Genomic DNA, 14,107 nt, shown 5'->3' with positions numbered 1-14,107 from the left:
GATTTCGTAACAATCGCATAAGGTGCAGCATGTCAGGCTCGGGATGGCTTCGCCAGCCGTTTCCGTCCTGACGGCCGCTCGGCAATGGATCGGACCACGCTCAAGGAGGAAGGATTCATGAAACGTTTTGGTTTGCTCGCCATCGCGGCCGCCCTGGTTCTGGGCGCCGCCCTGAGCGCATCCGCCGCCACCGAAGTGAAGATGGTCGGCGATGCGTACGTCTACGGCAACTATTTCCAAAACCATAACTTCACCGGTTGGAGCACGGGCTCCTGGGACGACAACACCGGTGCCTACACCGGCGCTGGCACACAGACCGAAGACCGTTTCCAGATCTGGGAACGCTTCCGTCTGCGCACCGACTTCGTGGCCAACGAGGCCGTGAAGTTCCGCCTGGGCATCAAGGTGGAAGACACCTGGGGTCATGGCACCTTCACCGCCGCCAACCCGACCGTGTCCATTGCCGTGTACCAGGCCTTCCTGCAGTTCAAGATGCCGGATTGCAACATCGAAGTGTCCGCCGGCCTGCAGGACTTCTCCCTGCCGGCTAACGCCTTCTTCAGCGATTCCGTGGTGTTCGGTGGCGACCGCGCCGCCGCCCTGGTCATCAACGCCCCCATCAACGAGAACTTCTCGGTGATGGCGGCCTACTCGCGCATGCTGGACAAGAACCGGACCTACGACACCACCACCACCCAGGTGGCCGATGAGCTGGATGCCTACGTCCTGGCCCTGCCCATCACCCTGCCCGGCTTCAAGGCGACCCCCTGGGGTACCCTCGCCGTGGCCGGCAAGTCCGCCAACTACTTCACCGCCGGTTCCTACGGCCCCAACTCGACCATGGCCGACAGCCTGTTCTCCGCCGGCACCTTCGCGGCCCCTGTCGGCTTCCGCAACAGCCAGAATGCCTACTGGTGGGCGGGCGGCACCTTCGAAGTGACCGCGCTTGACCCGGTGAAGTTCTACGCCGACGTGGTCTACGGCGCCGGCAACCAGACCGACCGCAAGAAGGATCAGCGCTATGGCTGGTTCATCGACCTTGGCGCCGAGTACACCGGCTGGGACGTGCTGACCCCGCAGGTGTTCGCCTGGTGGTCCACCGGTGAAGACAAGTCCACCCGCAACGGTTCCGAGCGCATGCCCTCGATCCTGTCCAACTGGGGTCCGGCCGGCAACTTCCTGTTCGACAGCTCCCAGGAGCTGAGCAAGGACGCCAACCTCGGTGTCAACCCCATCGGTTCCATGGGTATCGGCGCCGCCCTGGCCGACATCTCCTTCATGGAGAAGCTGTCCCACCGGGTGAGCTTCATCTACCTGCGCGGCAACAACTCGGCCTCCGCCATCCGCTACCTGAACACCTACATGGGCAGCAACCCCTACTTCACCATGGGGCGTGACCTGACCAGCAACGAGAACATCATCAGCGTCGGCTTCGACACCAAGTACCAGATTTACGAAAATCTGGCCGCTATCCTCGAAGCCGGTTGGGCGCATGGCCAGTTCCAGACCAGCGTCTGGGGCCATCGCCTGGCTGAACGCGCTCGCGCTGGCGATCCGCTCAAGGTCGCCTTCGGCCTGACCTACAAGTTCTAGCGTTTCCTGTCCGCCGACGGCCAAGGCCGGGGTTTTCGAACCCCGGCCTTTTTTTTTGCCCGTCCAGGCAGCGGTGCGCTGTGGCGTAAAAAAATTTTTACCGAGGTTCAAAAAACTTGCCCTTCTTTCATTGCATTTCTGTAATTCATTACATAGGCTGCAATGGTCGCTGGGACGCCACCCACGGCTGCGTTGCCAAGGCACCTGGTTCGAGATGCACAAGGAGGAAGGAAGATGAAACGTTTTGGAAAGTTAACCGTGCTGGTCGCCCTCATGCTGGGCCTGGCCGGCATCGCCCAGGCGGCCACCGAAGTCAAAATGACCGGTGACGCCCGTGTCTACGGCGTCTATTTCGCCAACCACAACTACACCGGCTGGTCCACCGACGGCACCCAGACCGAGGACCGTTTCCAGATTTGGGAACGCTTCCGCCTGCGCTCCGACTTCGTGGCCAACGAGGCCGTGAAGTTCCGCCTGGGCATCAAGGTGGAAGACACCTGGGGTCACGGCACCCTGACCGCCGCCAACCCGACCGTGGCCATCGACGTCTACCAGGCCTTCCTGCAGTTCAAGATGCCGGATTGCGATGTCGAGGTGACCGCCGGCCTCCAGGACCTGTCCTTCCCCACCAACTCGTTTTTTAGCGACTCGGTGGTGTTTGGCGGCGATCGCGCCGCAGCTTTGACCATCAACGCACCGCTGATCAAGGACACCCTGGCCGTGACCGCCGGTTTCGCCCGGATGATCGACACCAACCGCACCTACGATAAGACGACCACCCAGGTGGCCGACGAGTTCGACGCCTACATCCTGGCCCTGCCCATCACGGTCACCGGCTTCAACATCACCCCTTGGGGTGTCGTGGGCGTGGCCGGCAAGGACGCTGCCTACGGCGACGCCGGCTTCCTCGATTACCTGGTCTCCGGCGGCGCCTACGAGGCCGGCTGGAAGAACGACCAGAACGCCTACTGGTGGGCCGGCGCCACCTTCGAAGTCACCGCCCTGGATCCGGTCAAGTTCTACGGCGACGTGATCTACGGCGCCGGCGCCGAAAACGACCGCAAGTGGGCCAAGCGCCAGGGCTGGTTCATCGACGCCGGCGTCGAGTACACCGGCTGGGACGTGCTCACCCCGCAACTCTTCGGCTGGTGGTCCACCGGCGAGGACAGCAGCAACCGCAACGGTTCCGAGCGCCTGCCCCAGATCGTGCCCAACTGGGGCCCGGGCAACAGCTTCCTGTTCGACGATACGCAGGAACTGGGCAAGGAATCCAACATGGGTGTCAACCCGGTGGGCAACTGGGGCCTGGGCCTGTCGCTCAACAACATCTCGTTCGTTGAGAAGCTGTCCCACATCCTGACCTTCACCTACCTGCGCGGCAACAACAACGCCAAGTCCATCCGCGCCCTGAACTACACCATGGGGACCAACTCCTACTACGTCATGGGCCGTGACCTGACCAAGGACGAGTACCTGCTTGGCCTCAACTTCGACACCAAGTACATGATCTACGAAAACCTGGCCGCCATCGTCGAGACCGGCTGGTCCCACGGCGAATTCCAGTCCAGCGTCTGGGGGCACCGTTTGGCCTCGAAGTCCCGCGACGGCGACGCCTGGAAGGTCGCCTTCGGCCTGACCTACAAGTTCTAGTTTCCTGCGAACCGGCACCTGGCGACGCCAAAGCCGGCCCTCCACGGAGGGCCGGCTTTTTTCTTCCGTCGGCCGCTCCATGGCCGGCCCCTTGCCCGTCGGCCGCTCCATGGCCGGCAAGCCCCCCGGCGCCCCGGTGCCAGTCCGGTTACGGACATGTGTCATTATGTCCTCAATCCGGCCTTCTGGATACTTTTTGGCCGCCGGTTGAATTTTTTGTACGAAAAGCCTTGCTTGCCAATTCGTAATTTACTACATTCTTTTCATGTTCGGGTTCGCCAGCCCGACCACGCGCCTGTGGGGACAGGACGTTATCAGGAGGAAGGAAATGAAACGTTTCGCAGTGTTGGCTTTGATTGCCGCCTTCGTGCTCGGGGCTTTCGCCTCGGCCAACGCGGCCACGGAAGTCAAGATGACCGGTGACGCCCGCATCTACGGCGTCTATTTCGCCAACCATAACTTCACTGGCTGGAATACTGCGTCCTGGACGGGGAACAACCCGACCGTCTTCAAAAAGGCCGGCACCCAGACCGAGGACCGCTTCCAGATCTGGGAACGCTTCCGGCTGCGCTCCGACTTCGTGGCCAACGAGGCCGTGAAGTTCCGCCTGGGCATCAAGGTGGAAGACACCTGGGGCCACGGCACCCTGACCGCCGCCAACCCCGAGGTGGCCATCGCCGTCTACCAGGCCTTCCTGCAGTTCAAGCTGCCGGACTGCAACGTCGAGGTGACCGCTGGTCTCCAGGACATCGACCTGCCCCAGTCCAAGCTGTTCTATGCCTCGCCGGTCTTCGGCGGCGACCGCATCGCCGCCCTGACCATCAGCGCGCCCCTGATCGACAACACCCTGGGCCTGCTGGCCGGCTTCGGTCGTCTCGTCGACACCAACCGCACCTACGACACCACCACCACCCAGGTGGCCGACGAGTTCGACGCCTACTTCCTGGCCCTGCCCATCACCCTCAACGGCTTCAAGGCCACGCCTTGGGGCATGATCGGCGTGGCTGGCGCCAACGCCAACTACTGGACCACCGGCTTCGGGCAGAACCTGATCTCCGCCGGCACCTTCGCCACCCCGGCTCTGTGGAAGAACGACCAGAACGCCTACTGGTGGGCCGGCGGCGCCTTCGAAGTCACCGCCCTCGACCCGGTCAAGTTCTACGCCGACGTGATCTACGGCGCCGGCGCCCAGGCCGACCGCAAGAAGAGCAAGCGCGAAGGCTGGTTCATCGACCTCGGCATCGAGTACACCGGCTGGGACGTGCTGACTCCGCAGGTCTTCGGCTGGTGGTCCACCGGTGAAGACGGTTCCACCCGCAACGGTTCCGAGCGTATGCCGATGGTGCGCCCCAACTGGGGTCCGGGCAACAGCTTCCTGTTCGACGATTCGCAGGATCTGGCCAAGGAAGGCAACATGGGCGTGGCTCCCGTCGGCAACTGGGGCCTCGGCGCTTCGCTGAACAACATCTCGTTCATCGAAAAGCTGACCCACCGCCTGACCTTCACCTACGTCCAGGGCACCAACAGCGCCAAGGCCATCCGCTACCTGAACGACCTGCTCGGCAGCAACCCCTACTTCACCATGGGTCGCGACTTGACGGTCAACGAGCACGTGCTTGGCGTGAACTTCGACAACAAGTACATGATCTACGAAAACCTGGCCGCCGTCATCGAGACCGGTTGGGCCCACGGTCAGTTCCAGCAGAGCGTCTGGGGCCACCGCCTGGTCAGCCAGTCCCGCAATGGCGACGCCTGGAAGGTCGCCTTCGGCCTGACCTACAAGTTCTAAGACGACGTCCCTTTTTCCCCTGGCGCGAAGGCCGGAATCGTACGATTCCGGCCTTGTTTTTTTGTAAGAAATTACATCGTTGCAACATGTCAAATATTTTGTACTTTTGTATACAAAATATACACATCCTGTCTTGTCCGATCCCCCACCCCGATGTAAGGGACAAACCGTGGCCTCGCGGGATTCGCCCTCCCGATGACGGCCACGTGCGCCAACGGTTACCGGCAACACCCGCAATTTTGGAGGAAGGAACATGAAACGCATTCTGACCATCGCTCTGGTCGCGGTGTTCGCCCTCGGCGCCTTCGCCAGCGCCCAGGCGGCCACCGAGGTGAAGATGACCGGAGACGCCCGCGTCTACGGTGTCTTCTTCGCCCAGCACAACTACACCGGCTGGAACAACGCCTCTTGGACCTCCAACACCCCGACCTGGTCCGGAGCTGGCAAAAAGACCGAAGACCGCTTCGAAATCTGGGAGCGCTTCCGTCTGCGCACCGACTTCGTGGCCAACGAGGCCGTGAAGTTCCGCCTGGGCATCAAGGTGGAAGACACCTGGGGTCACGGCACCCTGACCGCCGCCAACCCCGAGGTGGCCATCGCCGTCTACCAGGCCTTCCTGCAGTTCAAGTGGCCCGGCTGCGACTTCGAAATCACCGCCGGCCTCCAGGACATCGACCTGCCCATCAGCAAGATGTTCTACGGCAACCCGGTCTTCGGTGGCGACCGTATCGCCGCCCTGACCATCAACGCTCCCCTGATCGACAACACCCTGGGCCTGTTGGCCGGTTTCGGTCGACTCATCGACACCAACCGCACCTACGACACCACCACCACCCAGGTGGCCGATGAGCTCGACGCCTACTTCCTGGCCCTGCCCATCACCCTCAACGGCTTCAAGGCCACGCCCTGGGGCGTGATGGCCGTGGCCGGCAAGAACGCCGGCTACTTCACCACCGGCGCCTCGACCTTCAGCTCCGGCAGCTACGCCGAAAACCTGGTTTCCGGCGGCACCTTCATGTCCCCGGCCCTGTGGAAGAACGACCAGAACCTGTACTGGTGGGCCGGCGGCGCGTTTGAAGTCACCGCCCTTGACCCGGTCAAGTTCTATGCCGACGTGATCTACGGCGCCGGCGCCCAGGCCGACCGCAAGAAGAGCAAGCGCGAAGGCTGGTTCATCGACCTCGGCGTCGAGTACACCGGCTGGGACGTCATGACCCCCAAGATCTTCGGCTGGTGGTCCACCGGCGAGGATCATTCCAACCGCAACGGTTCCGAGCGCATGCCCCAGCTGCGCCCCAACTGGGGTCCGGGTGCGAGCTTCCTGTTTGACGACAGCCAGGAACTGGCCAAGAACTCCAACATGGGTATGAACCCGGTCGGCGCTTACGGCATCGGCGCTTCGCTGGACAACATGTCGTTCATCGAAAAGCTGACCCACCGCCTGACCTACACCTACATCCACGGCAACAACAACCCGTCGGCCATCCGCGTCCTCAACACGACCATGGGCAGCAACCCCTACTTCGTGATGGGCCGCGACCTGACCAGCAACGAGTTCGCCATGGGCGTGAACTTCGACACCAAGTACATGATCTACGAGAACCTGGCCGCCGTCCTCGAGACCGGCTGGGCTCACGGCCAGTACCAGACCAGCGTCTGGGGCCATCGCTTGGCTGAGAAGTCCCGTTCCGGCGACGCCTGGAAGGTGGCCTTCGGCCTGACCTACAAGTTCTAAAGCGGTTTTCCGGTACCGCCGGCGCAGGGCCGGGACCTTCGGGTCCCGGCCTTTTTTTATTGGGCCATCGCCCGGTGCGACCCGCAATACGCCGCCGACGGGATTGCGGCGGAAAGTACGTGGCGTGGCGGCTAGCCGCTCTGCCCGCAGGGAGGACGCAACCGGGCGCACGACGTCGGGGGCGCAGGCGGGCCAACCGCCGCCACGGGTCCCCCCAGCGACCATGCCCGGACAGGAAGGGGCGGGGCCGGTGAGGCTGGCTGCCTCGTTGGCGCACTTTTGAAGAATACGTCGGTGTTTTTGAAAAAAAACATTATACTGCCATGTTATACTCAAGAACTACAGGCAGTTATTTGGGGGCAGCCTTAGCGTTCCGCCGGCAGGCAGTAGAGCGGCAGGACCGTGCCCGAGGCCAGCGCTTCCACTGCCCCGGCGTCCAGGACGCGGCCGGCCGGTGCGCTGGTGGTGGGCGTCTGCCCCCGGGACAAAAAGGCCTTGACCGCGGCCAGGGGCACGACAAAGCCCATTTCCGCCGGGGCGTCGCCCAGCCGCTCCCGGAACCGGGCCGTATTGCGCCGGGCCGAAACCACGCCGGACACATGGCCCGAGGCGTCCAGGAGCGGGCCGCCGCTGTTGCCCGGAAATACCGCCGCCGTGACGGCCTGGTCGCCACGCGGGCCGGCATCGGCGGCCAGGGTCCGGGTCCGCCCGGCGGTCACGTGCAGTTGGCCGCTCAGGGCCGCCCGCCCCGGGTAGCCGACGGCGTACACCGCCTCGCCCTCGCCAATGCCGTCGCCTTCCCGAAAGGCCAGGGCACGCGGTTGCGGTACGGCCAGCACGAGCAGGGCCAGATCGTTTTGCCGGTCCAGCCGGGCCAGCCGGGCGGCCATGCCCTTGCCGCCGACCCGGGCCACGATGCGGCCGCAATCCGCCACCACGTGGGCGCAGGTCAGCACATGGCCGACCCGGCTGACCACGAACCCCGTGCCCGTGGCCATATGGCCGGGCTGGATTTCCTTGGGCGCCGTTTGGCCGTCGGCCCCTTTGCCGGCCTTGGCGGCGATGGCCAGGGCCACGGTGGGATCGAGCCGGCTTTTGGCCGCCGCGGCCAGGGCGTCCAGGCGGGGGCGCAACACCGCCGCCTCCGCACCGGCTGGCTTGGCCTGCAGGGCCAACCGGTAGGCCTCGGCCGGATCGCGGGGGACCAGCCGCCCGGCCAGGAGCAGCTCCCCCAGGGTCACGGCGGCCTCGGCCGACCCGGCCGCCACGGCCTGGCGCAGATAGCGGGGCGCGTCGGCGGCCGGCCCGCCCCGGTTGTCCAGGCGCATGGCCCCGAGCAGGTACAGGGCCTTGGCCGAGCCCTTCTGTGCCGCCCGGGACAGCAGTTCCCCGGCCCGGACATCGCTTTGGGGCACGCCGTCGCCGCGAAGCGTCAGCGCGGCCAGGGCGACAAGGGCCGGGACATTGCCGCCGTCGGCCGCCCGGCGGTAGAGCCGGGCGGCTTCGGCCGTGTCCCGAGGGCCGCCCCGGCCGGTTTCGCGCATGAGCCCCAGCAGGCCCAGGGCCGAGGGGCTGCCGGCCCGGACCAGGGGGGTCAGTTCCCGCAAGGCGGCCGCATCGTCGCCGCGGCCGTAGGCCGCAAGGGCCGCGTCGTAATCCGCCCGGGCCAGGGAGGGGCCGCCGACAAGCAGCAGCACCAGGGCAACCGTCGGCCAGGCCAGCCCTTTTCCCGGCAGCCGCCTCACGGATGGCCTTTTTTGGCCGCCGGCGCCGGCGCCGGCGCGAGCGGCGGCGGCGGCGCTTCGGCCAGGCGGCACAGGCCGTAGCGCTGCCGTATCTTGGGCATGGTCCCGGCTTCGTGGTGGGAGGCGACCATGAGGAAATTGTCCGATGCGCCGGAATAGACGGGAAACACCGTGACCATGACCATGCCGCCGTCGGGATAGCGGGCCACGACATTGAGGCCGGTCGCGCTCTCGTTGAAAACGCCGGGCGTATCCCGCGCATCCTCTTCCAGGATGACCTTTTTCTGGGTCCGGTCGATGATGTCGATGGTCAGCCCCGGGGTGTTGGGGTCCAGCGGCGGTTTGATGCTGACCCCGCCCTGGGGGTTGAAGCCGGCGTTGACGCCGTGGGTGAAGGCGCAGGCCAGGCGCTTGGCGGTGAAGAGTTCTTGGCTCGGATCACCGGCCAGGGCCGTGGCCGGCGCCTGGGCGGCGGCCAGGAGCACGGCGGCCAGGAGCAGCCTCAGGGAAACACGGGGCATGCGGACCTCCCAAGGCCCAAAGGGCTGTTACCCGTTGACTGAACCAGCCGACTCGAAAGGTCAACCCGGCCGGCCCCCGGAACAGGCCCCGGAAAGGCCTTGCCGCCGTGCCGGCCTTCACGTAATGTCACCGACTCCGCCCTCACCGATACCGCCAGGCGGCCCGGCAGGACCGTTGTTTTCGAGGGTTGGTTTTTTGGAGATTTCGCAGCATGCAAAAATTTCGCGTGTATTTCGCCACCAAGGATTTCGCGCCGACCCGTTGGTTTCGTCCCAAAAAAGACGTTTCGGAAACCGAATATGTCGTCGTCTCCGCCTTCAACGAAGCCCATGCCTCCAAGGAAGCCAAGAAGCATGTGGACATGGCCGCCCTGTCCGTCCCCTTCACGGTGACCCGCATCGAGCCGGCCCGGGACGACGAGGCCGAAGGCTGCCATGGCAGTTTCGCCAAACTCGCCCCCGCGCCGGCGGCGCCGGGCCTCACACTCCCGGCCGAACCGGCCCGGGACGATCACCTCGCCGACAGGGAACCCGATTAGTGTCGCGTCCCCGAAGCGGCCGTTGTACCATCGGCCCAAGGGGTACCGCCATCCAGGCCTGTCGCCTCGGTGTGCCGACGACAGGCCTTTGGCCCACCTGACACGAGGCCGTTCCGGCCCGCCGAGCGCCGTCCGCCCGGCGCCTCGGGTCCCGGCCCAAAGCGGAGGACCACCATGCTCACCGCCTTTCCCAAGGCCCTGGCCGCCCATGTCCGGGGCATCCGTTTCGCCCTGGCCCACAAGGGCTATCTGCTGCTGGTCGCCGTACCCTTCGGGCTGACCCTCGTTTTGTACGCCGCCGGTTTCGGGTTGCTTGCGGCTTCCGGCGACCGCCTGACGGCCCTGGCCTGGTCGCCCGAGGCCGCCGGCGCGGGCGGTTTCCTCGGGGCGCTCTACTGGCTCTACGCCCATGTGGCCAAGTACCTGCTGTACCTGCTGTCCGTGGTCCTGATGTATTTCCTGTTCATGGTCACGGCCAACATCCTGGCCTCGCCCGTCTACGACGGCATTGCCGGGCGCATGCTCGCCCGGGCCCGGGGCGGGGCCGTCCCCGACGCCTCCCCGGTCTGGTGGCGCATCATGGCCGAGGAACTCAAAAAGGCCGTTTTCGTGGCCGCGCTGCCGGTGCTGCTCGTCTTCGTGCCGGTGGTCGGCCAACTGTTGGCACCGCTTGTGGCCGCGGCCCTGCTCGCCTTCGACTTCCTGGATTTCGCCTTTGGCCGCGACGAGCCCCGTTTCGCGGTCCGTTTGCGCCGGGCCGCCGCCCATCCCCTGACCCTGCTCGGCTTCGGGCTGCCCCTCCTCGTCCCGGTTCTCAACATTGTCCTTTTTCCCTTCGCCATTTGCGGCGCGACCTTGCTCTACCTGGACACCTTCGGCCGCCCCGGCAACGGATGACATTTTCGTAACAACTTCCGACCGTCGCTATCGCGCGGCCGCTTTTCGGCTATAGGTCCGGGCACGCCCGACACAATCCGCCGGTGGCAGCCCGTCGGCGAAAGGACCTCCGCCCCATGGCGCAACGCCCCGTTCACGTCCGCGACGGCATCCCCCGGAGCCCCGCCGCATGACCTCCCACGCGCAGCCCGGCTCCAAATCCCTGTCCCATACCGTCGCCCTGTCCTTCGGCGCCCTGGGCGTGGTCTACGGCGACATCGGCACGAGCCCGCTGTACGCCATCAAGGAATGCTTCCACGGCATGCACGCCATCGCCGTGACCCCGGAAAACATCCTGGGCGTGCTGTCGCTGATCTTCTGGTCGCTGACCATGGTCATCACCATCAAGTACGTGCTTTTCATCACCGCCGCCGACAACCGGGGAGAGGGCGGCATCTTCGCCCTCATCGAGCTGCTGCCCAAGGACCGGGGCCATCGCCACGTCCGGGCGACCCTGGCCTTTCTGGGGCTCATCGGCGCGGGGCTGCTCTACGGCGACGGCGTCATCACCCCGGCCATCTCGGTGCTGTCCGCCGTGGAGGGCCTCAACGTGGCCACCAGCGCCGCCGAGCCCCTGGTCGTGCCCATCACCTGCCTGATCCTGTTTTGCCTGTTCATGGTCCAGCGCCGGGGCACCCACGGCATCGGCAAGGTTTTCGGCCCGGTGATGCTGGTCTGGTTTTCCGTGCTGGCCGTGCTCGGGGTCAAGGAGATATTGCTCGCCCCGCAGGTCCTCGGCGCCATCAACCCCTGGCACGCCGTGGAGTTTTTCCAGCGCAACCACCTGCACGGCATGGTGGTGCTTGGCGCCGTGGTCCTGTGCATCACCGGCGGCGAGGCCCTCTACGCCGACCTGGGGCATTTCGGCCGCCGGCCCATCCAGATCTCCTGGCTCGTCATCGTCTTCCCGTGCCTGGTGCTCAACTATTTCGGCCAGGGCGCCGGCCTGCTGCTCGACCCGTCCATCGCGCCCAACCCCTTTTACAGCCTGGTGCCCGACGCCCTGCTCTACCCCATGGCCGCCCTGTCCACGGCGGCCACGGTCATCGCCTCCCAGGCGCTGATTTCCGGCGTCTTTTCCCTGACCCGCCAGGCCATCCAGCTCGGCTGCTGCCCCAGGCTTCGCATCGTGCACACCTCCAGCGCCATGGAGGGCCAGATCTACATTCCGGAGGTCAATTTCGCCCTGATGTGGGCCTGCATCGGCCTGACCGTGGCCTTCCAGGAATCCGGCCGCCTGGCCGCCGCCTACGGCATCGCCGTCACGGCCACCATGGGTATCACCTCCATCCTCTATTTCTTCGTGGCCCACTGGACCTGGAAGCAGCGGCTGGCCCGCTGCCTGCCGCCGCTTTTGATCTTTCTCGCCTTCGACCTGGCCTATTTCGGCGCCAACCTGCTCAAGGTCGCCGACGGCGGCTGGTTCACCCTTTTCATCGCCGCCCTGGTCGTCCTGGCCATGGCCACCTGGCAGGACGGCCGCAAGGCCCTGCGCGAACTGTCCATGGCTGCCACGGTGCCGCTGCGGACCTTCCTGCAGGAGGTGGCCACCCGCAAACCCATCCGCGTCCCCGGCACGGCGGTCTTCATGTCCCTGTCGCCCCAGGGCACGCCTGTGACCTTGCTGCACCACTACAAGCACAACAAGGTCTTTCATGAAAGCGTGGTCATCCTGACCATCACCGCCGCCGACACCCCCACGGTGCCGGAAAACGACCGGCTGGACATCCAGGACCTGGGCTCGGGCTTTTTCCGGATCGTGGCCCGCTACGGCTTCATGGAGACGCCCGACGTGCCGGACATCATGGCCCGGGCCCGGGAGACGGGCATCCCCATCGATCCGCCGGCCGACACCACGTTTTTCCTGGGCCGCGAGAGCCTGCTGACCACCGGCAAGTCCAGGATGGCCGGCTTTCGCAAGTCGCTTTTCGCGCTCATGTCCCGCAACGCCCGCCCGGCCACGGCCTATTTCAGCCTGCCGCCGGGGCGCGTGGTGGAGCTGGGCGTGCAGGTCGAACTGTAAGTCCCCCGGGCACCCACACGCCAGATTTCTGCCAGCAGCGGCCTTCCCAGGCCGATGTCTTTGCTTTTCCTAATGGATCTTGTATACGCATTGTACGTATTCGATTTTTGCCCGCTTCCGCCTGGAGCGCAAACCGTGGCATTGCCATTCGGTGCGCCTTTGTCGTTTGCCGCAACCGCAACGAGGAGACTCAAAAGGCAGGTGAACCATGAGCGAGACACAGGTAATCATTGACAAAATAACACGAAAACTCCTGATTCAATTCGGCTTTGCCTTCTGCATCTTCCTGCTCCTCCTCAAAATAGTAGCCCTTCAGAATATTTTCTACGTCGCCACGCCGATTTGTGTTTTTATCCTCGGTTTTCTCGGCGGCTACATCAGTATGCAAAGGCGGCTCAAGCTGATGACGCCCCAAGAATTGGATAAACTGGAGAACTCGAATCTAAGCCTTTGCATCACGCCGCTGGTCGGGGGCTGTTTGGCAATCATCCTGTATATGGTATTCGTTGCCAATATCGCATCCTGCGCCTTCTTTCCGACCTTCACTCCCGGGAATCCGGACCAGTCCCAAAGCGTCATCCTCGACTTCCTGCGTTGCCCAGCCCTGGATTACAAGGAATGGGCCAAGCTGGCCTTCTGGAGCTTCATCGCCGGCTACTCCGAGGACTTCACCATCGCCATCATCGACCGGCTCAAGCAGGCCGCCGTGGACAAGGTGAAAAGCGCGCCCCCGGATGGCAACGGCAGCGGCGGTAGCAGCGGCAGCGGCAGCGGCAGCAGCGGCGGTAGCGGCAGCGGCGGCAGCGGCGGCAGCGGCGGTAGCGGCAGCGGCGGCAGCGGCGGTAGCGGCAGCGGCGGTAGCGGCAGCGGCAGCGGCAGCGGAGGAACACCGTTACCGACCGGCAGCTAATCTTCCCCTTTCCCGCCTTCCCGCACCACGGCCGGCCCGTCCGCAGGGAGGCCGTGGCGCGGGGACCACACCGGGCGCCGACACGGCCTTGCGGCGAAAAGCCATTTCCCGCCCGCCCCTTGACCCGAGGCGCTTCCTGCCGTAACCGCAAGGCGCGGCACAAGCCGTTATCCGTAAGTTCCCGCCGCCGGCACCCGAGGAGCGCATGACCGATACGCCCGAGAAAAAAGCCCTGACGCCCGAAGACGCCCCCCAGGCGCCCGCCACCCCCGACGCCACCGCCGCGCATGCGGACACGGCCGCCGCGAACGCCGCCCCGGCGGCAGCCGCGGACGCCGACACGGCTGCCCAGCCCCGGGCCGAGGCCCCGACGCCAACCGACGCGACGGCCGGGTCTGGGGACGCTGCCCCGACACAAGACGCTCCCCCGGCGCAGGACGCTAGCCAGGCGCAAGACGCTGCCCCAGCGCAGGACGCCGCGCCGGCACAGGATGCCGCGCCGGCACAGGATGCTGTCCCGGCGCAAGGCGTTGCCCCGGCACAGGACGCTACCTCGGCACAGGACGCTACCTCGGCGCAGGACGCTAGCCCGGCGCAGGGCGCCGCCCCGTCCACGGACGAGGCCGTGGCCGTCGCCGATGCGGGCGCTCCCCCCCAGACACCGCC

General features: G+C 65.6%; 10 protein-coding genes. 8 read left to right on the top strand and 2 right to left on the bottom strand.

Annotated elements, in window-relative coordinates:
- Nucleotides 1–117: 117 nt before the first annotated feature.
- The 4 genes from ACP59X_RS07810 to ACP59X_RS07795 all read left to right on the top strand — a co-directional run bounded on the left by ACP59X_RS07810 (nucleotide 118) and on the right by ACP59X_RS07795 (nucleotide 6,767).
- On the top strand, nucleotides 118–1,593 hold the full coding sequence (locus ACP59X_RS07810; protein ID WP_428567401.1) for an outer membrane homotrimeric porin: 1,476 nt from the start codon (nucleotides 118–120) through the stop codon (nucleotides 1,591–1,593).
- Nucleotides 1,594–1,827: 234 nt separating this feature from the next.
- Nucleotides 1,828–3,243 carry an outer membrane homotrimeric porin gene (locus tag ACP59X_RS07805; RefSeq protein ID WP_428567398.1) on the top strand — a complete coding sequence of 472 codons (1,416 nt, stop codon included), beginning with the start codon at nucleotides 1,828–1,830 and terminating at the stop codon, nucleotides 3,241–3,243.
- Nucleotides 3,244–3,571: 328 nt separating this feature from the next.
- Nucleotides 3,572–5,032, top strand: coding sequence for an outer membrane homotrimeric porin (locus tag ACP59X_RS07800; protein ID WP_428567395.1), 1,461 nt, complete (start codon nucleotides 3,572–3,574; stop codon nucleotides 5,030–5,032).
- Nucleotides 5,033–5,285: 253 nt separating this feature from the next.
- Nucleotides 5,286–6,767 carry an outer membrane homotrimeric porin gene (locus ACP59X_RS07795; RefSeq protein WP_428567392.1) on the top strand — a complete coding sequence of 494 codons (1,482 nt, stop codon included), beginning with the start codon at nucleotides 5,286–5,288 and terminating at the stop codon, nucleotides 6,765–6,767.
- 365 nt (nucleotides 6,768–7,132) lie between these two features.
- Here the strand turns inward: ACP59X_RS07795 and ACP59X_RS07790 are convergent, their stop codons facing one another.
- Complete coding sequence (locus tag ACP59X_RS07790) at nucleotides 7,133–8,512, bottom strand: trypsin-like peptidase domain-containing protein (protein WP_428567389.1); 1,380 nt, start codon at nucleotides 8,510–8,512, stop codon at nucleotides 7,133–7,135.
- The gene (locus tag ACP59X_RS07785; protein ID WP_428567386.1) at nucleotides 8,509–9,033 is read right to left on the bottom strand and encodes a hypothetical protein; all 525 of its coding nucleotides are present in this window, start codon (nucleotides 9,031–9,033) and stop codon (nucleotides 8,509–8,511) included. Before ACP59X_RS07785 ends, ACP59X_RS07790 begins: the two co-directional genes overlap by 4 nt.
- 212 nt (nucleotides 9,034–9,245) lie before the next feature.
- On the opposite strand from ACP59X_RS07785, the gene ACP59X_RS07780 reads away from it, so the two are divergent.
- From ACP59X_RS07780 to ACP59X_RS07765, 4 genes are all read left to right on the top strand, one after another.
- The gene (locus ACP59X_RS07780; RefSeq protein WP_428567384.1) at nucleotides 9,246–9,572 is read left to right on the top strand and encodes a hypothetical protein; all 327 of its coding nucleotides are present in this window, start codon (nucleotides 9,246–9,248) and stop codon (nucleotides 9,570–9,572) included.
- 174 nt (nucleotides 9,573–9,746) lie between these two features.
- A complete protein-coding gene (locus tag ACP59X_RS07775) occupies nucleotides 9,747–10,469 on the top strand; it encodes an EI24 domain-containing protein (protein WP_428567381.1) in 723 nt (240 codons plus the stop codon).
- Nucleotides 10,470–10,638: 169 nt separating this feature from the next.
- Nucleotides 10,639–12,531 carry a potassium transporter Kup gene (locus tag ACP59X_RS07770; RefSeq protein ID WP_428567378.1) on the top strand — a complete coding sequence of 631 codons (1,893 nt, stop codon included), beginning with the start codon at nucleotides 10,639–10,641 and terminating at the stop codon, nucleotides 12,529–12,531.
- A 208-nt stretch (nucleotides 12,532–12,739) separates the two neighbouring features.
- The gene (locus tag ACP59X_RS07765; RefSeq protein ID WP_428567375.1) at nucleotides 12,740–13,441 is read left to right on the top strand and encodes a hypothetical protein; all 702 of its coding nucleotides are present in this window, start codon (nucleotides 12,740–12,742) and stop codon (nucleotides 13,439–13,441) included.
- The last annotated feature ends 666 nt before the right edge of the window (nucleotides 13,442–14,107 follow it).

It is taken from the genome of Solidesulfovibrio sp. DCME (assembly GCF_049995385.1).
Classification (GTDB): domain Bacteria; phylum Desulfobacterota; class Desulfovibrionia; order Desulfovibrionales; family Desulfovibrionaceae; genus Solidesulfovibrio.
Note: the sequence above shows the minus strand (reverse complement) of the source record. Positions and strands in the feature narration are given on the sequence as shown.

Excerpts from the sequence above, each read along its gene's own strand:
- ACP59X_RS07810 (WP_428567401.1), top strand. The coding sequence starts at position 118 with ATGAAACGTTTTGGTTTGCTCGCCATCGCGGCCGCCCTGGTTCTGGGC.
- ACP59X_RS07805 (WP_428567398.1), top strand. The coding sequence starts at position 1,828 with ATGAAACGTTTTGGAAAGTTAACCGTGCTGGTCGCCCTCATGCTGGGC.
- ACP59X_RS07800 (WP_428567395.1), top strand. The coding sequence starts at position 3,572 with ATGAAACGTTTCGCAGTGTTGGCTTTGATTGCCGCCTTCGTGCTCGGG.
- ACP59X_RS07795 (WP_428567392.1), top strand. The coding sequence starts at position 5,286 with ATGAAACGCATTCTGACCATCGCTCTGGTCGCGGTGTTCGCCCTCGGC.
- ACP59X_RS07785 (WP_428567386.1), bottom strand. The coding sequence starts at position 9,033 with ATGCCCCGTGTTTCCCTGAGGCTGCTCCTGGCCGCCGTGCTCCTGGCC.
- ACP59X_RS07780 (WP_428567384.1), top strand. The coding sequence starts at position 9,246 with ATGCAAAAATTTCGCGTGTATTTCGCCACCAAGGATTTCGCGCCGACC.
- ACP59X_RS07775 (WP_428567381.1), top strand. The coding sequence starts at position 9,747 with ATGCTCACCGCCTTTCCCAAGGCCCTGGCCGCCCATGTCCGGGGCATC.
- ACP59X_RS07770 (WP_428567378.1), top strand. The coding sequence starts at position 10,639 with ATGACCTCCCACGCGCAGCCCGGCTCCAAATCCCTGTCCCATACCGTC.
- ACP59X_RS07765 (WP_428567375.1), top strand. The coding sequence starts at position 12,740 with ATGAGCGAGACACAGGTAATCATTGACAAAATAACACGAAAACTCCTG.